Annotated in this window: 17 protein-coding genes and 2 pseudogenes; 13 read left to right on the forward strand and 6 right to left on the reverse strand. The window is 64.1% G+C overall.

Features of this window, described 5'->3' with window-relative positions; all coding sequences use genetic code 11:
• Positions 1-87 precede the first annotated feature (87 nt).
• Positions 88-363 carry a polyhydroxyalkanoic acid system family protein gene (locus ABZO33_RS00550; protein WP_023632555.1) on the reverse strand — a complete coding sequence of 92 codons (276 nt, stop codon included), beginning with the start codon at positions 361-363 and terminating at the stop codon, positions 88-90.
• Positions 364-488: 125 nt separating this feature from the next.
• Between ABZO33_RS00550 and ubiE the strand changes: the two genes are divergently transcribed.
• The 13 genes and pseudogenes from ubiE to ABZO33_RS00615 all read left to right on the forward strand — a co-directional run bounded on the left by ubiE (position 489) and on the right by ABZO33_RS00615 (position 10,624).
• On the forward strand, positions 489-1,259 hold the full coding sequence (gene ubiE, locus ABZO33_RS00555; RefSeq protein ID WP_414534444.1) for a bifunctional demethylmenaquinone methyltransferase/2-methoxy-6-polyprenyl-1,4-benzoquinol methylase UbiE: 771 nt from the start codon (positions 489-491) through the stop codon (positions 1,257-1,259).
• Positions 1,259-1,882, forward strand: a complete 624-nt coding sequence (locus ABZO33_RS00560; protein WP_414534445.1) for an SCP2 domain-containing protein — start codon at positions 1,259-1,261, stop codon at positions 1,880-1,882. Before ubiE ends, ABZO33_RS00560 begins: the two co-directional genes overlap by 1 nt.
• Positions 1,879-3,492 (forward strand): ubiquinone biosynthesis regulatory protein kinase UbiB, encoded by a 1,614-nt coding sequence (ubiB, locus tag ABZO33_RS00565; RefSeq protein WP_102682247.1) that lies wholly within the window; start codon positions 1,879-1,881, stop codon positions 3,490-3,492. The genes ABZO33_RS00560 and ubiB overlap by 4 nt, the downstream gene beginning before the upstream one ends.
• Before the next feature lie 73 nt (positions 3,493-3,565).
• Positions 3,566-3,958, forward strand: coding sequence for a phosphoribosyl-AMP cyclohydrolase (hisI, locus tag ABZO33_RS00570; protein ID WP_023632585.1), 393 nt, complete (start codon positions 3,566-3,568; stop codon positions 3,956-3,958).
• Between the two features lies 1 nt (position 3,959).
• Positions 3,960-4,295 (forward strand): phosphoribosyl-ATP diphosphatase, encoded by a 336-nt coding sequence (locus tag ABZO33_RS00575; RefSeq protein ID WP_104444794.1) that lies wholly within the window; start codon positions 3,960-3,962, stop codon positions 4,293-4,295.
• Between the two features lie 77 nt (positions 4,296-4,372).
• Entirely contained in the window at positions 4,373-4,645 is a 273-nt protein-coding gene (locus tag ABZO33_RS00580) for a twin-arginine translocase TatA/TatE family subunit (protein ID WP_046853910.1), read from the forward strand.
• A gap of 3 nt (positions 4,646-4,648) precedes the next feature.
• Positions 4,649-5,017, forward strand: a complete 369-nt coding sequence (gene tatB / locus ABZO33_RS00585; RefSeq protein ID WP_414534446.1) for a Sec-independent protein translocase protein TatB — start codon at positions 4,649-4,651, stop codon at positions 5,015-5,017.
• A complete protein-coding gene (gene tatC, locus ABZO33_RS00590) occupies positions 5,014-5,805 on the forward strand; it encodes a twin-arginine translocase subunit TatC (RefSeq protein WP_414534447.1) in 792 nt (263 codons plus the stop codon). Before tatB ends, tatC begins: the two co-directional genes overlap by 4 nt.
• Positions 5,802-6,509: a 16S rRNA (uracil(1498)-N(3))-methyltransferase gene (locus tag ABZO33_RS00595; RefSeq protein WP_414534448.1), complete on the forward strand. Its 708-nt coding sequence runs from the start codon at positions 5,802-5,804 to the stop codon at positions 6,507-6,509. Before tatC ends, ABZO33_RS00595 begins: the two co-directional genes overlap by 4 nt.
• Before the next feature lie 99 nt (positions 6,510-6,608).
• Positions 6,609-7,670, forward strand: a pseudogene (locus ABZO33_RS00600) (methyl-accepting chemotaxis protein); the annotation flags it as partial.
• A gap of 141 nt (positions 7,671-7,811) precedes the next feature.
• Positions 7,812-8,525, forward strand: a complete 714-nt coding sequence (locus tag ABZO33_RS00605) for a methyl-accepting chemotaxis protein (RefSeq protein ID WP_414534876.1) — start codon at positions 7,812-7,814, stop codon at positions 8,523-8,525.
• A gap of 155 nt (positions 8,526-8,680) precedes the next feature.
• Positions 8,681-9,769, forward strand: a pseudogene (locus tag ABZO33_RS00610) (methyl-accepting chemotaxis protein); the annotation flags it as partial.
• Positions 9,761-10,624: a methyl-accepting chemotaxis protein gene (locus ABZO33_RS00615; protein ID WP_414534877.1), complete on the forward strand. Its 864-nt coding sequence runs from the start codon at positions 9,761-9,763 to the stop codon at positions 10,622-10,624. The pseudogene ABZO33_RS00610 and the gene ABZO33_RS00615, both read left to right, overlap by 9 nt.
• A 909-nt stretch (positions 10,625-11,533) precedes the next feature.
• On the opposite strand, the gene ABZO33_RS00620 is transcribed toward ABZO33_RS00615, so the two are convergent.
• From ABZO33_RS00620 to ABZO33_RS00640, 5 genes are all read right to left on the reverse strand, one after another.
• Entirely contained in the window at positions 11,534-12,268 is a 735-nt protein-coding gene (locus ABZO33_RS00620) for an amino acid ABC transporter ATP-binding protein (RefSeq protein ID WP_414534878.1), read from the reverse strand.
• Positions 12,261-13,223, reverse strand: a complete 963-nt coding sequence (locus tag ABZO33_RS00625; RefSeq protein ID WP_046853904.1) for an amino acid ABC transporter permease — start codon at positions 13,221-13,223, stop codon at positions 12,261-12,263. The genes ABZO33_RS00620 and ABZO33_RS00625 overlap by 8 nt, the downstream gene beginning before the upstream one ends.
• A 77-nt stretch (positions 13,224-13,300) precedes the next feature.
• Positions 13,301-14,098 (reverse strand): transporter substrate-binding domain-containing protein, encoded by a 798-nt coding sequence (locus tag ABZO33_RS00630; protein WP_044488904.1) that lies wholly within the window; start codon positions 14,096-14,098, stop codon positions 13,301-13,303.
• Between the two features lie 261 nt (positions 14,099-14,359).
• Positions 14,360-16,933: a glucans biosynthesis glucosyltransferase MdoH gene (gene mdoH, locus ABZO33_RS00635; RefSeq protein ID WP_414534449.1), complete on the reverse strand. Its 2,574-nt coding sequence runs from the start codon at positions 16,931-16,933 to the stop codon at positions 14,360-14,362.
• On the reverse strand, positions 16,926-18,656 hold the full coding sequence (locus tag ABZO33_RS00640; protein WP_414534450.1) for a glucan biosynthesis protein G: 1,731 nt from the start codon (positions 18,654-18,656) through the stop codon (positions 16,926-16,928). The genes mdoH and ABZO33_RS00640 overlap by 8 nt, the downstream gene beginning before the upstream one ends.
• Between the last annotated feature and the right edge of the window lie 237 nt (positions 18,657-18,893).

An 18,893-nucleotide genomic window follows, 5' to 3' on the forward strand; every position in this document is an offset into this window, starting at 1 on the left:
CAAGTGGCAAGCTGCAAGCAAGAGCAAACCTTTACAAAACCTGCTCTTGCTCGCTGCTTGAAGCTTACAACTTGAGGCTTCTGGCCATCAGGCCAGCGCCTTGTCCAGCGCCCGCTCGATCTCACCCTTGATGGTGCCGCTCATCATCGACAGCATCATGCCCAGCTTGAGCTCGACGCGGATGGTGTCCTCGCCGATATGCACACTGCCATTGGCGCCACTGCGTTTCACATCGACGCGATCACCGTTCCAGCTGGCCTTGAGGTCGTATTCGCGGGTCAGCTTGTCCACCAGCGCCTCGGCCTTGGCGCGGGCGGCTTCACGGCCGAGGGTGTGTTTGCGTTCGACGCTGATCTGGGTCATGCGGGTGATCCTGGATATGAAGACATAGTCGCCATTATGCCCGCCCCCTTTGCATGACACACCCCGCCAAGACAAATCCGCCCGTAGCCCCTAGAATGGCCGTAATTTTTTTCTGGTGAAGCGATATGACCGACCAGCGCAAAGGCGACCACGCCGAACCCACCACCCACTTCGGCTACCAGGACGTTCCCGAGAGCCAGAAGGCGAAGAAAGTCGCCGAGGTGTTCCACTCGGTGGCCGCCAAGTACGACCTGATGAACGACGTGCTGTCCGGCGGCATGCACCGCCTGTGGAAGCGCTTCACCATCGAGCTGTCCGGGGTGCGCAGCGGCAACCGCGTGCTGGACATTGCCGGCGGCACCGGTGATCTGGCCGCCAAGTTCTCGCGCCTGGTCGGCCCGACCGGGCAGGTGGTGCTGGCCGACATCAACGAATCGATGCTCAAGGTCGGCCGTGACCGCCTGCTCGACCGCGGCGTATCAGGCAATATCGAATTCGTCCAGGCCGACGCTGAAAAGCTGCCGTTCCCGGACAACCACTTCGACTGCGTGACCATCGCCTTCGGCCTGCGCAACGTGACCCACAAGGACGAAGCCATCCGCTCCATGCTGCGGGTGCTCAAGCCCGGTGGCCGCCTGTTGATCCTGGAATTTTCCAAGCCAACCAACAAGCTGATGTCCAAGGCCTACGACGCCTACTCGTTCGCCTTCATGCCGTTGGCCGGCAAGCTCATCACCAACGACTCGGAAAGCTACCGCTACCTGGCCGAATCGATCCGCATGCACCCCGACCAGGAAACGCTCAAGAGCATGATGGTCGAGGCCGGCTTTGACCGCGTCACCTACCACAACATGACCAGCGGCATCGTCGCCGTGCACCGGGGGATCAAGCCCTGATGCTTCTGGCCGGCCTGCTCGCCAGCGTCGAGCACGGGCTCAACCGTGTCCTGCGCCTGGACAGCACCGCCCTCCCGCGCCTGGCGGCGCTGGAAGGCAAGGTGATCGAGATCGACTGCGTGCAGCCGGCCCTGAAGCTGTTCGTGCTGCCCGACGAGGAAGGCCTGATGCTCGCCGCCCACTGGGAAAGCGAGGTCGACTGCACCCTGCGCGCCCCCGCCGGACGCCTGGCACAGCTGGCGCTGGCCAAGGACAAGACCGCCGTGCTGCACAGCCCCCAGGTCGAGCTGCATGGCGACAGCGCCGTGCTGCTCGACCTGTTCGGCACCCTGCAGGACCTGGAACTGGACTGGGAACACGAACTGCAGCGTTGGCTGGGGCCGGTGCCCACTGCGCTGATCGCCGGCCACCTGCGCCTGCGCGCGCGCTGGACTCGCCAGGGCCTGGCCCGCTTCGGCGAGAATCTGTCCGAGTACCTGGCCGAGGAATCACGTACCCTGGTCGGCAAACGCGAAGCCGAAGCGGCATTCAGCGAGCTCGATGCGCTGAAGGTCGATATCGAACGCCTCGAGGCACGCCTGCGCCGCCTCGCCCACACTCTTGATACCAGCGATAACGCATGAAGCTGCTCGCCGTCCGCCGTCTGTTGCGCATCCAGCGCGTCGTGATCCGCTACCGCCTCGATGACCTGCTGTTCGAACAACCCCTGCTGCCCTGGTGGCTGGCCAGCCTGCGCCTGCTGATGCCCTGGCGCTGGCTGCCGCGCAAGCCCCTGGAGCTGAGCCGCGGCGCGCGCCTGCGCCTGGCGCTGCAGGATCTGGGGCCGATCTTCATCAAGTTCGGCCAGTTGCTCTCCACCCGCCGCGACCTGCTGCCCACCGACATCGCCGACGAGCTGATGCTGCTGCAGGACCGCGTGCCGCCGTTCGACCCGCAGCACGCCGTGGCGCTGATCGAAGCACAGCTCGGCGCCAAGGTAGGCGAGGTGTTCAGCCGTTTCGACGTTGAGCCGCTGGCCTCGGCTTCGGTGGCCCAGGTACACGCCGCACGCCTGAAGAGCGGCGAGGAAGTGGTGGTCAAGGTGGTGCGCCCGGGCCTGAAACCGGTCATCGCCCAGGACCTGGCCTGGCTGTTCCTGATCGCCAAGGCCGCCGAGCGCGCCTCGGCTGATGCCCGTCGCCTGCACCCGGTGGAAATCGTCGGCGACTACGAAAAGACCATCTACGACGAACTCGACCTGCTCCGCGAGGCCGCCAACGCCAGCCAGCTACGGCGCAACTTCGAAGGCTCCGAGCTGATGTACGTGCCCCAGGTCTACTGGGACCTCTGCCGGCCCAAGGTGCTGGTGATGGAGCGCATCTATGGCGTGCCGGTCACCGACATGGCGACGCTGGCCGACCAGCGCACCGACATGAAGATGCTCGCCGAACGCGGCGTCGAGGTGTTCTTCACCCAGGTGTTCCGCGACAGCTTCTTCCATGCCGACATGCACCCGGGCAACATCTTCGTCAGCACGGTCAAGCCGTGGAGCCCGCAGTACATCGCCATCGACTGCGGTATCGTCGGCAGCCTCACCGCCGAGGACCAGGACTACCTGGCCCGCAACCTGATCGCCTTCTTCAAGCGCGACTACCGCCGCGTGGCCCAACTGCACATCGATTCGGGCTGGGTACCGGCACAGACCAAGGTCAACGAGTTCGAAGCGGCGATCCGCACGGTGTGCGAGCCGATCTTCGAAAAGCCGCTCAAGGATATCTCCTTCGGCCAGGTGCTGATGCGCCTGTTCCAGACGGCCCGGCGCTTCAACATGGAAGTCCAGCCACAGCTGGTGCTGCTGCAAAAGACCCTGCTCAACATCGAAGGCCTGGGTCGCCAGCTCTACCCCGACCTGGACCTGTGGAGCACCGCCAAGCCCTTCCTCGAACGCTGGATGCGCGAGCGCATGAGCCCGAAGGCGGTGATCGGCAACCTCTACAGCCAGGCCGAGCAACTACCGCACCTGGCCGACATGACCCGCGACCTGCTCGAACGCCTGTCGCAACCGCACCTGCACGACCCACAACTGCCCGAGCGGCGCCGCGCCGGCGACAACTGGGCGTTGCGCCTGCTTGGCGCCGGCCTGCTCGGCGGTGGCGCCACCCTGGCGGCGGGCGCGGTCAGCCTCAGCGCCCCGGCCGCCTGGCCCGCGTGGTTGATGCTGGCCGCAGGCCTGTACCTGATCGTGCGCCGATAGCCAGCCGCGCCGCCGGCTGGCACACTAACGCACAGGGGCCCGGTACGGGAGCGGGCCCGGTTTGGAGTCGACGATGAAAGACTGGCTGGACGAGATCAAGTGGAACAGCGATGGCCTGGTACCGGCGATCGCCCAGGACCACAAGACCGGGCGCGTGCTGATGATGGCCTGGATGAACCGTGAATCCCTCGCCCTGACCGCCGCCGAGCATCGCGCCATCTACTGGTCGCGCTCGCGGGGCAAGCTGTGGCGCAAGGGCGAAGAGTCGGGCCATGTGCAGAAGCTGCACGAAATGCGCCTGGACTGCGACGCCGACGTGATCATCCTGATGGTCGAGCAACTGGGCCATATCGCCTGCCATACCGGCCGCGAAAGCTGTTTCTACCGCGTCTTCGAGGACGGCCAGTGGAAAATCGTCGACCCGGTCCTGAAGGATCCGGACGCCATCTACAGCGCAGGACACTGACATGAGCGACACCCTGAACCGCCTCGCCGAGGTGCTGGAAGAACGCAAGCACGCGGCGCCGGACAGCAGCTACGTGGCGAGCCTGCATCACAAGGGCCTGAACAAGATCCTCGAGAAGCTTGGCGAAGAGTCCATCGAAACTATCATCGCCGCCAAGGATGCCGCCGTCAGCAAGGATTACAGCGATGTCATCTATGAAACCGCAGACCTGTGGTTTCATAGCCTGGTCATGCTCAGCGCGCTGGGCCAGCATCCGCAGGCGGTGCTCGACGAACTGGAGCGCCGCTTCGGCCTTTCCGGCCATGACGAGAAGGCCGCCCGTCAGCCCCAGGCCTGACCGCGCGTATTTGTAGGAACGGGCTTGCCCCGCGATAGCGCCGGTTCCGGCTGACATACATTTTTCAGGAGTACGAAATGGGTATTTTTGACTGGAAACACTGGATCGTCCTGCTGGTCGTCGTGGTGCTGGTGTTCGGCACCAAGAAACTGAAGAACTTCGGCAGCGACCTGGGCGAATCGATCAAGGGCTTCCGCAAGGCCATGAACGAAGAGGAAGCCAAGCCGGCCGAGCAGACCCCACCGCCGGCGCAACCTGTTCCACCGGTGCAGAATACCGCGCAGCAGGCCCAGGGCCATACCATCGAGGGCCAGGCCCAGCCGGTTCAAGAGCCGCAGCGGAAAGACTGACCCATGTTCGGTATCAGTTTCAGCGAGCTGCTGCTCGTCGGCCTGGTCGCCCTGCTGGTGCTCGGCCCTGAGCGCCTGCCGGGTGCCGCGCGCACTGCCGGGTTGTGGATCGGCCGCCTCAAGCGCAGCTTCAACGCGATCAAGATGGAAGTCGAGCGCGAGATCGGCGCCGATGACATCCGCCGCCAGTTGCACAACGAGCACATCCTGCAGATGGAACAGGAGGCCAAGCGCATCCTCAACCCCCTGGCGCCACCTGCGCAGCCGCCGGCCAACACTGAAACGCCTGCCGCACCTGCCGCCGATGCCGCCCCCGCGCAGCCGGCCGCAGCACCACCCTCCGAACCGCCACAACCGCCGCGAGCCCCATGAGCGAGAATCCGGAAACCGACCAGCCGATGCCGCTGGTCTCGCACCTGACCGAGCTGCGTACACGCCTGCTGCGCTGCGTCGCCGCCATCTTCCTGATCTTCGCCGGGCTGTTCTCCTTCGCCCAGCAGATCTACACCCTGGTCTCGGCGCCGCTGCGCGAGCACTTGCCGGCCAACGCGACAATGATCGCCACCGATGTGGCCTCGCCGTTCCTGACGCCGTTCAAGTTGACCATGATCGTCTCGCTGTTCCTGGCGATCCCGTTCATCCTCCAACAGATCTGGGGTTTCATCGCCCCCGGCCTGTATCGCCATGAAAAGCGCATTGCCATCCCGCTGCTGGTGTCGAGCATCTTCCTGTTCTATGCCGGCATGGCCTTCGCCTATTTCCTGGTGTTCCCGCTGATCTTCGGCTTCTTCGCCAGCGCCACGCCCGAGGGTGTGTCGATGATGACCGACATCTCAAGCTACCTTGACTTCGTCATGACCCTGTTCTTCGCCTTCGGGGTCGCCTTCGAGATACCGGTGGCGGTGGTGCTGCTGGTGTGGATCGGCGTGGTCGACGTGCAGTACCTGAAGAAGATCCGCCCGTACGTGATCATCGGCTGCTTCGTGGTCGGCATGATCCTCACCCCGCCGGACATCTTCTCCCAGACCCTGCTGGCCGTGCCGATGTGGATGCTGTTCGAGGTCGGCGTGCTGTGCGGCAGCCTGATCCGCAAGCGCAGCCATGAGCCGGACGAAGCGAGCAACGACCACAACGACCAGCCGCCTGCGACCCAACCGTGAACCTTTTGCTTCTTGAAGAGGCCGACTTCGTGTCGGCCGACCGTGTCGTCCTGGCCGATCGCCGCTTCACCCACATGCAGGAGATCCACCGCGTTGCGGTGGGCGACAACCTGCGCGTCGGGCGCATCGGCGGGCTGATGGGCAAGGCCGAGGTCATCCGCCTCGAAGGCCACGAAGCCGAACTGCGGGTGGCCTTCGACCAGCCGCCGCCGGCCAAACTGCCACTGACCCTGGTGCTGGCCGTGCCACGGCCGAAGATGCTGCGTCGGCTGTTCCAGACAGTCGCCACCCTGGGCGTGCCGCGGCTGATCCTGGTCAACAGCTACAAGGTCGAGAAGAGCTTCTGGCAGACGCCGTTCCTCCAGCCCGAGACCATCCGCGAAAACCTCATTCTCGGTCTGGAGCAAGCCCGTGACACGGTGCTGCCGGAGGTGATCATCGAGAAGCGCTTCAAACCCTTCGTCGAAGACCGCCTGCCTGCCATCGCCGCCGACACACTCGGCCTGGTCGGGCATCCTGGCCCCTACCCCGCTTGCCCACGGGCCGTTGAAGGTCCGGTAACCCTGGCGATCGGCCCGGAGGGCGGCTGGATTCCCTATGAAGTCGAGCTGCTGGGCAAGGCTGGCCTTGAGCCCGTGCAATTGGGGGATAGGATCCTACGCGTGGAGACGGCCGTAACGGCCTTGCTTTCGCGAATTTTCTGACACTCCAGTCAGCTTTTTCTCATCAAGTTTCCCCGCCGTGCGCCGATGCCCTATGCAACAAAACAATAATCCGCACTGCCACGCGCCGGGGAGTCGTCTATGTACCGTTGGTTTGCCCAGTCACTGGGAAATGTAAGCGTCAATCGCAAGTTGGGGATCGGCTTCGGCCTGGTATTGCTGCTCACCCTCGGCATCACCTTCACCGGGTGGCTGGGTATCGACAGCGTCACCAGCCGTGGCGACAAGCTCGGCAACATCTCGGTGATCCACCAATACACCCAGGACCTGCGCCTGGCCCGCCTGGCCTATGAGCGCACCCGTGACGACGCCTCCGTGGCCGAGCTGGAGAAGGCCCTTGCCAATCTCGAGCGCCAGGTGCAGTTCATGCTCGGGCAGATCGAAATCCCCGCCGACCGCCAGCGCCTGGACAAGCAACAGGACGCCGTACGCCAGTACCAGCAAGCCTTCGCCGAGCTCAGGCAGGCCGGCCAGCGCCGCGAGGCCAGCCGGGGCACCCTGGGCGACAGCGCCGACAAGGCTGCCGAACTGATCGGCAAGGTTCAGCAGCGCCTGCTGCAGGGCGGCGATATCCAGCAGTACCAGGAGGCGGTGCAAGTCGCGGCCCTGCTGCAGCAGGCACGCTTCCAGGTGCGCGGCTACACCTACAGCGGCAAGGCCGAGTTCCAGCAGACCGCGCTCACTGCCATCGACCAGGCTCTGACCGTGCTCAAGGCCCTGCCCGCCAGGCTCCCGGCGGAGTTCGCCGCCAGCCTGGATGATGCCGCCAGCGCGCTGGCTGCCTACCGCGACGCGGTGAACCAGTTCGGTAACGCCCAGGCGGCCAGCGAGCAGGCGCTGACGCGCATGTCCGCGCAGGGCCAGGTGCTGCTGGACGCCAGCCAGGCAATGACCGTTTCGCAAACCACCGTACGCGACCAGGGCACCCAGCAAGCCAAGACCCTGCTGGCCGGTGCCACGGCGCTGGCCTTGCTGCTGGGCGTGCTCGCCGCGTTCGCCATTACCCGGCAGATCATCGTGCCCCTGCGCCAGACCCTCGCCGCCGCAGAGCGCGTGGCCGGTGGCGACCTGCGCCAGGACCTCAAGGCCGACCGGCGCGACGAACTGGGCCAGTTGCAGGCCAGCATGCAGCGCATGACCCAAAGCCTGCGCGAGCTGATCGGCGGCATCGGCGACGGCGTGACGCAGATCGCCAGCGCCGCCGAGGAGCTGTCGGCGGTCACCGAGCAGACCAGCGCCGGGGTCAACAACCAGAAGGTCGAGACCGACCAGGTCGCCACCGCCATGAACGAAATGGCCGCCACTGTCCAGGAAGTGGCGCGCAACGCCGAACAGGCCTCGGAAGCGGCGCTGATGGCCGACCAGCAGGCCCGCGAAGGTGACAAGGTGGTGGGCGAGGCGATCAGCCAGATCGAGCGCCTGGCCAGCGAAGTGGTCAACTCCAGCGAAGCGATGAACCAGCTCAAGGCCGAGAGCGACAAGATCGGCAGCGTGCTCGATGTGATCAAGTCGGTGGCCCAGCAGACCAACCTGCTGGCGCTCAACGCCGCCATCGAGGCCGCGCGCGCCGGCGAGGCAGGCCGCGGCTTCGCCGTGGTCGCCGACGAAGTGCGCAGCCTGGCCCAGCGTACCCAGCAGTCCACCGAAGAGATCGAAGAGCTGATTGCCAGCCTGCAGAGCGGCACCGAGCGCGTGGCCGGCGTCATGGACAGCAGCCGCGCCCTTACCGACAGCAGCGTTGAACTGACGCGCCGCGCCGGGGACTCGCTGGGGACCATTACCCGCACCGTGTCGTCGATCCAGTCGATGAACCAGCAGATCGCCACCGCAGCCGAGCAGCAGAGCGCCGTGGCCGAAGAGATCAACCGCAGCGTGATGAACGTGCGCGATATCTCCGACCAGACCTCCGCGGCCAGCGAGGAGACGGCAAGCTCCAGCGTCGAGCTGGCGCGCCTCGGGACTCACCTGCAGGGTCTGGTGGGGCGTTTCAGGCTCTAGACCGCAGCTTGTGGGCTGTAGGCTTTACCCTTCAGCCCGCAACGACTTTTCCTACCCTATTTACAGGTCCAGTCCGACGGACTCCCTGCCGATGAGCAAGGGTCATAGCGGCAACATAGCGCTATGGCCATTTCTCAATTGGACGGAGACCTGCCATGTTCGGATACCTTGACCGTCAGCTCGGCAACCTTGGCGTCGGGCTCAAGCTCGCCCTGGGCTTCACCGTGGTGCTGCTGCTCACCCTGGCCACCACGCTTAGCGGCTGGCGCGCCCTGGACGGCGCCATCCAGCGCTCGGAGCAGCTCAGCGACATCGGCGAACTCAACGACTTGACCCGCGACCTGCGTGCCGAGCGCATCACTTACCGGGTACTTGCCGACGACACCAGCAAGACGCGGATCGCCCGCATCCTCGAGCAGCTGCACAGCCGCCTGAGCAGCCTCCAGCAACGCGCAAGCATCGACCAGTCGCAGCAGATGCTGGCGCAGAAGCTGCAACTGCTGCAACGCCTGCAAGATGACTTCGCCACCCTGCAGAGCAGTGTGGACAGTCGCGACAGTTTGCGCGCGGCCATGCTGGGGCAAGCCGGCGTGCTCGAAACCGTGATCGACGAACTGCAGACCCAAGCCCTGCTGAAGATGCCGGGCGATGGTCAACAGGGCGGCGTGGTGGGCCTGATGGATACCTTGGGGCGCCATGTTGAAAGTGCCAACCAGCAAAGTCTGGTACCGGCCTATGCCTTTTCCCCCCGGGACAGCTTCGCCAGGATGGGCGATACCGCGCTGGAAGCGGCGGATACCAGCCTGGCGCAGTTGCTGCGGGCCATCGCGCCACTGGACCTGCCACGCACCCTGACGCAACGCCCGCAGGTGGAGCTGGACCGCTATCGCGACAACCTGCGGCAGTATCGCAGTGCCGCGCTCAAGGTCGAGCAATTGCAGGATGGCATGGAGAAAATCGGCGACGAGCTGCAGGCGGTCAGTGCCGAGCTGAGCGAACGCAAGATCGAACAACGCGACGACGAGGCGCTGGCCGCACGCTCGCTGCTGACCAGCGTGGCCGTGCTGGCACTGCTGGTCGGGGTGCTTTCAGCCTGGCTCATCACGCGCCAGATCACCCAACCGCTACGTCAGGTGCTGTCCCAGGCCGCGCGCATCGCCCGTGGCGATCTCAGCCAGGTACAGACAGTGCACCGCCGTGACGAGATGGGCCAGCTGCAAACCAGCATGCGCGAGATGACCTTGAGCCTGCGCGAGCTGCTCGGCGGCATCGATCAGGGCGTCGGCCAGCTGTCCAGGGCAGCGGCAGAGCTGGCCCGCGCCAGTGTCGATACGCGCGAGCGCATCAGCCAACAGCGCGAAGAGACCGATCAGGTGGCCACGGCCATGAACCAGATGAGCGCCACGGTCCAGGAAGTCGCGCAGAACGCCGAACAGGCCTCGCTGGCCGCAACCACCGCCGATCATCAGGCACAGCTGGGCGACCAGGTGGTGGCAGAAGCCATCGCCCGCATCGAGCAGCTGGCAAGCCAGATGGACCGCTGCCTCACTGCCATGGGCCATCTGGCCGGCGAAAGCCAGCGCATCGGTTCGATTCTGGATGTGATCAAGTCGGTTTCCGAGCAGACCAACCTCTTGGCGCTGAACGCCGCCATCGAGGCGGCCCGGGCCGGGGAAGCAGGGCGTGGCTTCGCCGTGGTGGCCGACGAAGTGCGTGGCCTGGCCCAACGCACGCAGCAGTCGACCGAGGAAATCGAGCTGCTGATCGACAGTTTGCACCGTGGTACCGACGAGGTCACCGGCCTGCTCGACGACAGCAAGAGCCTGACCGGACAGAGCGTCGAGCTCAGCCGCAAGGCGGGTGCCGCGCTGGGGCAGATCACCGAAACGGTATCGACCATTCAGGGCATGAACCAGCAGATCGCCACGGCCAGCGAACAGCAGAGCGTGGTTGCCGAACAGATCAACCGCAGCGTGATCAATGTGCGTGATGTGTCGGAGCAGACCAGTGCGGCCAGTGAGCAGACCGCTGCTTCGAGTGGGGAGCTGGAGCACTTGGGGCAGCAGTTGCGGGGCATGGTGGGGCGGTTCAGCCTTTAGGCCTTCCGGCCATGCGTTCAAATCTCCAGCCCCGGGCCTTGGCTCTGGCTCTGGCTCTGGCTCTGGCGATCGGAAGGTTACCCCACAGCCCACTAGCGCCAGCTGCGTCAGTCCAGGCGCCGCCCGTAACTTCGCGACTTCAGGAGGCCGAACGCAGGTCTTGCGGAGGGAGGTGACGGGCATGGATGCCCGTCAAGCGCTGCGCCCCAGGATGGGGCGTTCAGCGCGGTCCTCCCGGGAGCAAGGCCGGAGTGAGGGACCCGGAGCGAAGCGGAGGGCCGGATGAATGGAGCGCCACGGCTTTGCTTACTTTGGCCACGACCAAAGTAAGCCGCCGTAAGGGCGGAAAGGTGACTGTGCGTCGACATCGTAAATGAATGCACTTACAACTATAAAAACCGATGCCGATTGACTTTGACTTTGACTTTGACTTTGACTTTGACTTTCAGAGCGTGTGTTTTGAAAGTTATATGCGCATTCATTCGCCATGTCGACGCACAGTCACCTTTTCGCCTTTACGGCGACCTCCTTTTCTCTTGGGAAAAGGAGGCAAAACCGTTCGGCTCCGTTCATCCGGCCCCTACGCTTCGCTCCGGGGTCCCCTCTCTCCGGGCTCGCTCCGGGAGGACGCGCCGACGGGCCATCCATGGCCTGATCGGCGCTTGACGGGCATCCATGCCCGTCACCTCCCTGCGCAAGCCCTCCGTTCGGCCTCCTGAAGTCGCAATTTGTGTCGCCTGAACTATCGCGCACTTAGAAGCAACATCAAGATCAAGATCAAGAGAGAGCGTTATTTGATTGGAGACTAGAGGTATTTCGACAGCCAGGCCTCTCGCCAATAGATAACGAGAGGCCTGAACAGTTTGATCATATACATTGCACCCACGAATTACGCAGGCCTGAGCACCCTCACAAAACTTGCCGCAAGAACGCCTGCGCACGCAGGTCCTTCGGCGCAGCAAAGAACTGCTGCGGCGGCGAGTCTTCCAACAATTTGCCGTGGTCAAAGAACAAAACCCGATCCGCCACTTCCCGGGCAAAGCCCATCTCGTGCGTCACGCAGACCATGGTCATGCCTTCCTGTGCGAGGGTCTTCATCACATCCAGCACTTCACCGACCATTTCCGGGTCAAGCGCCGAGGTCGGTTCGTCGAACAGCATCACCTTCGGCTCCATCGCCAGGGCGCGGGCAATGGCCACCCGCTGCTGCTGGCCGCCAGAGAGACGCGACGGATACTCGTTGGCCTTCTGCGCGATACCGACCTTTTCCAGCAACGCCCGGGCCTTGGCTTCGCGATCGGCCTTGTTGCGTTTGCGTACAACCTTCTGCGCCAGGCACAGGTTTTCCAGCACGGTCATGTGCGGAAAAAGGTTGAAGTGCTGGAACACCATGCCGACTTCACGGCGGTAGGCGTTGATGTCGGTCTTCGGGTCGTCCAGTTGCAGGCCGTTGATGGACACATGGCCCTGGTCGAAATGCTCCAGGCCGTTCAGGCAACGCAGGAAGGTGGACTTGCCCGAGCCGGACGGGCCCAGCACTACCACCACTTCGCCCTTGGCGACTTGAGTGGTGACGTTGTCCACCGCACGCACCACCTGGCCGCGGGTGTCGAAGACTTTCAGCAGGTCACGGACTTCAATCACTTTGCGCAAGCCTCCGCTCGAGCCGGCTGGCGATATGCGACAGCGGCAGGTTGATCAGCAGGTACAGGCCCGCCACGCAGAACCAGATCTCGAAGGTCGAGAACGAGGTGGTGATGGCCTCGCGGCCGCTCTTGGTCAACTCGGTGATGGCGATCACCGACACCAGCGAGGTGTCCTTGACCAGGCTGATGAACTGCCCGGCCAGCGGTGGCAGCACCCGCTTGAAGGCCTGGGGCAGGATCACATGGCGCATGGACTGCGCACCGTTCAGGCCCAGCGAGCGTGCCGCCTCGTTCTGGCCCTTGGCGATCGACTGCACCCCGGCGCGGACGATCTCGGCGACGTAGGCGCCGGTGAACAGGGCCAGCGCCGCCACCCCGGCGAACTCACGGGACAGGTTGAGCACGGTGCCGATGAAGAAGTAGAAGATGAAGATCTGCACCAGCAGCGGCGTGCCGCGCACCAGCTCGACATACACCGTGGACAGGTCACGCAGGGTGGGGTTGCTCGACAGCCGGCACAGCCCGGCGAACAGGCCGATCACCAAGCCCAGGGCGCCGGATATCACCGAGATCCACAGCGTGGTCCACAGGCCCCAGGCCAGGGGGCCGGCGGCCCAGTGGCGGGTGACGCCGATGGCATCGCCCTCGGCGACGTCGTCGCCACGGGCCAGCAGCATGCTGTCCTTGGCCACTTCGACGACCTGGGTGTCGCCGCTCTCATCCTTCAGGGTGACCCGGGCGTTGTCGCCGGACACCACGATTTCCTCGACCGTGCCAGGGTTGGCGGCACGCTGTGTTTCCTCGGCCTTGTAGGCGAAGTATTGCGGAACGCGGTTCCAGCGCCACTCGTAGGAAATCATCGAGGTGGCCAGATACAAGCTGATCGCCAGGCCCACCAGGACCAGCGCGGTCAGCCCATGCCAGGGCCACTGTGCTTTCTTATGTTTGATCACGTGGGGTACTTCCGTAAATGCGAACGCGCAGGGCTTGCCTGCGCGTCGAGGTCAGCGCTTGGGTTTTGACCCGGGCCTTATTCCATTTCCTTCAGCCAGTCCTTGTTCTTGAACCACTTGTCGTGGATACGATCGTAAGTCCCGTCATGCTTGATCTGGTGCAGGAAGTTGTTGATGAAGTTGATGCTGTCGTAGTCGCCTTTCTTCAGGCCGAACGCCAGAGGCTCGTAGGTGAAAGGCTCCTCAAGGAACGCCAGCTTGCCAGCGCCGGCCTTCTCCACCGCCACCACGTTGTACGGTGCATCGTAGACGAAGGCGTCGGCCTTGCCGTTGACCACGTCCATTACCGCTTCCTGCTCGTTGTCGTAGCCGTGGTACTTGGCCTTGCCGATCAACTTCTTGGAAACCATCTCACCCGTGGTGCCCAGCTTGGAGGTGATACGGTACTTCTCGTTGTTCAGGTCCTTGTACGACTTGATCTCGCCTACCAACTCCTTGCGGATGAGCAGGGTCTGCCCGACGACGATGAACGGTTCGCTGAAGTTCAGGCGCAGGTTGCGTTCCTGGGTGAGGGTCATGCCGCTGCCGATGAAGTCGAACTTGTCGGTCAGCAAGGCGGGAATGATGCCGTCATAAGCGGTGGAGACGGTCTCCAGCTTGACGCCCATGGACTTGGCCATGGCTTTGAGGATGTCGACTTCGAAGCCGATGATCTCGCCGCGTTTGTTGGTCATTTCAAACGGCATGTAGGTCGGGTCCATGCCCACACGCAAGGTGCCGCGCTTGACCGCGTCATCGATGGCGCCGGCCTGGGCGGCGGTCACCGCGATCAGGGCGGTCGCACCTACCAGCAGTCGCGACAGGTATTTCTTCATCATCACCAAGTCCCCTAGCAAGAAGTACGCAGATTTTTCTTGTAAGCACGGTCCTACAGACCGATGCGTAATGTCGGGACGGATGCTAACGCATGCGAAGGCCGGGACCTAGAGCCGGTGGGGACTTTGTTGGCCAAAAGATGGCGAAGAACGAGGGCTTTGCCCTTGTATCGCCGGCAAGCCGGCTCCCACAAGGATAGTGTTGCACCTGTGGGAGCCGGCTTGCCGGCGAAAGGGCCGCGAAGCGGCCCCAAGGAAGGGTCAGGCGCCGGCCAAGGCTGGCTGGGCCACGTTCTCCGGATGCAGCGGCAGCAACGGCGAGTGCGGATCGTTGGCGATGGAGGCGCGCCATACATCGATCCACGCGGTGTTGTGCCCGGCCCATACCTGCTCGTGCAGGCGCGACAGCGCCACCGGGTCGCTGAGCAGCGCCAGGCGGGTGTTCAGGTCCAGGCCCTGCGGGCCCACTTCCAGTGCCTTGGCCACCCGCTCGGTGCGCAGTGCCTCGATCGGTGCCGCCTGGCCATGACGCGCGGTGGCCATGGCGCAGGCCAGGGCGTTCTGACGCGGGTCGACCACGGCACGGACGAAACCGTCGTGCAGGGCGTGCCAGCGGTTCTCGTGGGTGTACTGGTCGGTGGCCAGCAGTTCCTGCGGCGTTGCGTATTCCTCGGGGATGAGGAACAGCTTCTCGTCCTTGGCCGCCAGGCCCAGGCGGGTGCGGCTGGAGATCACCGAGACTGGGATCGACAGCACCAGCGAGCCGACGATCGGCGCCAGCCACCACAGGAAGCTCGGGTTCAACCAGGCCACGAGCCCGGCCCAGGCGATGCCCAGCAGGGTCTGCGGACCATGGCGGCGCACCGCTTCGCTCCACGGGGTGGAGTCGTCGTCACGCTGCGGCGAATTCCAGGTCGCGGCCCAGCCGAGGAACGCAGCCAGTACGAAACGGGTGTGGAAGATCATCCGCACCGGCGCCAGCAGCATGGAGAACAGCATCTCCATCAGCATCGACAAGGTGACCTTGATGCGCCCGCCAAACTCGGTGGCGCCCTTGGCCCAGATCAGGATGACGCTGAGCAGCTTGGGCAGGAACAGCAGCACGATGGTGGTGGAGAACAGCGCGATGGCCTTCTCGGGGTGCCACTGCGGCCACAGCGGGTAGAGCTGGAACGGCTCGATGAAGTACTGCGGCTCCATCAGCGTATTGGTCGCCAGCAGCGCGGTCGACAGTACCAGGAACAGGAACCACAACGGCGCCGACAGGTACGACATCACCCCGGTAAGGAACACCGCGCGGTGCACCGGGTGCATGCCCTTGACCAGGAACAGGCGGAAGTTCATCAGGTTGCCGTGGCACCAGCGACGGTCGCGCTTGAGCTCGTCGAGCAGGTTCGGCGGCAGCTCTTCGTAGCTGCCCGGCAGGTCGTAGGCGATCCACACGCCCCAGCCGGCCCGGCGCATCAACGCGGCTTCGACGAAGTCGTGGGAGAGGATCGCACCGGCAAACGCGCCCTTGCCCGGCAACGGCGCCAGGGCGCAGTGCTCGATGAACGGCTTCATGCGGATGATCGCGTTGTGGCCCCAGTAGTGCGACTCGCCCAGCTGCCAGAAGTGCAGGCCGGCGGTGAACAGCGGGCCGTACACGCGGGTGGCGAACTGCTGCATGCGCGCATACAGGGTGTCCATGCCCGAGGCTTTCGGCCCGGTCTGGATGATGCCGGCGTCCGGGTTGGCCTCCATCAGGCGCACCAGGCTGCTCAGGCACTCGCCGCTCATGACGCTGTCGGCGTCGAGCACGACCATGTACTTGTAATCGCCGCCCCAGCGACGGCAGAAGTCGTCGAGGTTGCCGCTCTTGCGTTTCACCCGGCGCCGGCGGCGGCGGTAGAAGATGCGGCCGAAGCCTTTGGTCTCGCGACACACGTCCAGCCAGGCCTGTTGCTCGGCCACGGCGATATCGGTGTCGTTGGTATCGCTGAGCACGAAGAAGTCGAAACGATCGAGGTTGCCGCTGGCGGCCACCGACTCGAAGGTCGCACGCAGGCCGGCGAACACCCGTGGCACGTCTTCGTTGCAGATCGGCATCACCAACGCGGTACGCGCCTCGGCAGGTATCGGCTCGTTACCGGCGCTGCTGCCGGAAATCTTGTATTTGTCACGCCCGGTGAGCAGCTCGAGGAAGCCCATCAGCGCAGTCCAGAAGCCCGCCGATACCCAGCAGAACAGGATGCCGAAGAGGATCAGGATGGACGTCTGCAGCGCATACGGCCACACCTGCACCACGGTGTCCCACAGCGGCTGGTGGATGACTTCGTCGAGGTCGACGAACGACCAGCCCTGGTACGGCAGGATGCCTTTCATGTACCAGCCGGCGACGATGGTCTGGCCGATCATCAGGGTGAGCAGGATATAGCGGCGGATCGAGCCGACCGTGCGCCAGCGCGCCGGCGGCAGCTCGCGCTTGGGCGGCTGCGGGGCGTTGGTGCGCCCGGTCATGCGCCGCCACATGCGGATCAGCACGTTGGTGCGCCACGGCTCGGGCACGACCTTGGTGCGTTTGATCGGTGGGGCAATTTTCAGGCACAAGCGACCGCTGCCATCGACGCCGAGCATCTCGGCCTCTTCCAGTTCGGCGGCGCTGCCCACGGTAAGACGGGCCCCCACCGAAGCCTGGACGGCCTCGGTGGTAGCGGCGGCCGGGTTGGCCGCCAGGCGTTGGTGCAGCTCGCTGAACGATGTGCAACGGGCGAGTTCCGCGCGCTGCTCATCGCTCAGAGGGAGGTGGGCCAGGTATTCGCCAAGCGATTCCGGCCTTGCGCTTGAGTTACTCATCGGCAGGCAACTGATAGCTCCAGGTCTCGGTCAGCACTTTCTCGGTGGTGGCCGGGGTCCCGTTGGTGGATGCCGCATCGGCGGCAGGTTGCTCGGCAGCTTTTTCCGCCTTGGCTTTCTCGGCCTTGGCGTGGGCGTGCTTGGCCTTGTCCTGCTTGGTTTCCTTGGCAGGCTTGGGCGGCTCGACCGGTACGTCGCGCAGCAGCGCGGCACGCATCTCGGTAGACTTCTTCGGATCCTGCACCTTCAGCCGCAGGGTCAGGCGCCAGCCTTTGGTTTCCGGGTTGTAACGCAGGTTGTTCTCGACAACTTCGGCGTTGTCGCCGACGCTGACTTGGCTGCGCACAGCGGTATCAGCCGGCAATGCCGCAAGGTTCGGGCCAACGAAATCGACCAGCAGGGCAATACTGCCGTCGGTCTGACGGATCAGGTTGGACTGCTTGACGTCACCAGCGGAGCGCAGGGTCTGCTTGACCCAGCCCAGCTCCTGCGAATGCAGCTGGTCTTCCTTGATGGTCCAGCGCAGGCGGTAATCGTATTCGAACGCTTTGCCTGGCTCAGGCAGCTTTTCCGGGCTCCAGAACGCCACGATGTTGTCGTTGGTCTCGTCGGCGGTCGGAATCTCGACCAGGTCGACGGTACCCTTGCCCCAGTCACCCTTCGGCTCGATCCAGGCACTCGGACGCTTTTCGTACTCGTCGTCGAGGTCTTCATAGTCGCTGAAGGCGCGCTGACGCTGCAGCAGGCCGAAACCACGCGGGTTCTCGACGCTGAAGTTGCTCACGGCCAGGTGTTTCGGGTTGTTCAGCGGACGCCACAGCCACTCGCCATTGGCGGCATGGATGGCCAGGCCTTCGGAATCATGCAGGGCCGGGCGGTAGTTCATGACCTTCGACGGTTGATTGGGGCCGAACAGGTACATGCTGGTCAGCGGGGCGATGCCCAGGCGGCTGACGTTTTCACGCAGGTAGACCCGCGACTTGACATCGACCAGGGTGTCCTCGCCCGGGCGCAGGGTCAGCTTGTAGGCACCGGTGGAGCGCGGCGAGTCGAGCAGCGCGTAGATCACCAGGTGCTTGTCGTTCGGCTTGGGTTTCTCGATCCAGAATTCGCGGAAACGCGGGAATTCCTCGCCGGACGGCAGCGCGGTGTCGATGGCCAGGCCACGCGCCGACAGGCCATAGCGGTGGCCCTTGCCGACCACGCGGAAATAGCTGGCGCCAAGCAGAGTCATTATCTCGTCCTGCTTGTCGGCCTTGTTGATCGGGTAGAGCACGCGGAAGCCGGCATAGCCGAGGTTCTTGGTCGCGTCGGCGTCATGGGGCACGTCACCGAACTCGAAGCGGCTCGGGTCGTACTTGATTTCCTTGACCTTGTTGGCGGTGATCTCGTTGATGGTCACCGGCGTGTCGAAATGCATGCCCTGATGGTAGAAGGACAGCTTGAACGGCGTCTTGTCCTTGGCCCACTCGGCCTTTTCCTGCAGGAAGCGGATCTTCTGGTAGTCGGCGTACTTCATGTCGCGGAACACCGGTGGCAGGTTGCTCTTCGGTGCCTCGAACTTCTGACCGGCCAGATCCTTTGCCTTGGCTGCAACATCGTCCAGATTGAATGCCCACAGCTGGCCCGCGCTCATCAGGCCGACCAGCGCCACGCCGGCCAACAGGGCCTTGCGCAGCCGGGTACCGGGGATTCTAGGTGCAATACAGGGGCTTACAATCACGAGCAATCCTCGCCGAAAACAGATCATGAAACCAACGGCCAGCGACAAATGCCGGGTTGGCGAGCACTGTTCGGACCCCGTGAGGGCGTAATGATTCCCCAAACGGATCCTGACAATGCTCGAGTCAAAGTGAAACGAACCTGCGAACGCAGGTTCATGCAGCGCGCGATTATCCAGCAGGTCGCGTTACAACGCATCAGGCTGAACAAACTATTTATCGTACAAAACCCCTTGTTT

This window comes from Pseudomonas sp. CAM1A (assembly GCF_047501685.1).
Classification (GTDB): Bacteria; Pseudomonadota; Gammaproteobacteria; order Pseudomonadales; family Pseudomonadaceae; genus Aquipseudomonas.

What these genes read in the sequence shown, in the direction of transcription:
- ABZO33_RS00550 (WP_023632555.1), bottom strand. Translation starts at nt 363, where the DNA reads ATGACCCAGATCAGCGTCGAACGCAAACACACCCTCGGCCGTGAAGCC.
- ubiE (WP_414534444.1), top strand. Translation starts at nt 489, where the DNA reads ATGACCGACCAGCGCAAAGGCGACCACGCCGAACCCACCACCCACTTC.
- ABZO33_RS00560 (WP_414534445.1), top strand. Translation starts at nt 1,259, where the DNA reads ATGCTTCTGGCCGGCCTGCTCGCCAGCGTCGAGCACGGGCTCAACCGT.
- ubiB (WP_102682247.1), top strand. Translation starts at nt 1,879, where the DNA reads ATGAAGCTGCTCGCCGTCCGCCGTCTGTTGCGCATCCAGCGCGTCGTG.
- hisI (WP_023632585.1), top strand. Translation starts at nt 3,566, where the DNA reads ATGAAAGACTGGCTGGACGAGATCAAGTGGAACAGCGATGGCCTGGTA.
- ABZO33_RS00575 (WP_104444794.1), top strand. Translation starts at nt 3,960, where the DNA reads ATGAGCGACACCCTGAACCGCCTCGCCGAGGTGCTGGAAGAACGCAAG.
- ABZO33_RS00580 (WP_046853910.1), top strand. Translation starts at nt 4,373, where the DNA reads ATGGGTATTTTTGACTGGAAACACTGGATCGTCCTGCTGGTCGTCGTG.
- tatB (WP_414534446.1), top strand. Translation starts at nt 4,649, where the DNA reads ATGTTCGGTATCAGTTTCAGCGAGCTGCTGCTCGTCGGCCTGGTCGCC.
- tatC (WP_414534447.1), top strand. Translation starts at nt 5,014, where the DNA reads ATGAGCGAGAATCCGGAAACCGACCAGCCGATGCCGCTGGTCTCGCAC.
- ABZO33_RS00605 (WP_414534876.1), top strand. Translation starts at nt 7,812, where the DNA reads ATGAACGAAATGGCCGCCACTGTCCAGGAAGTGGCGCGCAACGCCGAA.
- ABZO33_RS00615 (WP_414534877.1), top strand. Translation starts at nt 9,761, where the DNA reads ATGACCTTGAGCCTGCGCGAGCTGCTCGGCGGCATCGATCAGGGCGTC.
- ABZO33_RS00630 (WP_044488904.1), bottom strand. Translation starts at nt 14,098, where the DNA reads ATGAAGAAATACCTGTCGCGACTGCTGGTAGGTGCGACCGCCCTGATC.
- mdoH (WP_414534449.1), bottom strand. Translation starts at nt 16,933, where the DNA reads ATGAGTAACTCAAGCGCAAGGCCGGAATCGCTTGGCGAATACCTGGCC.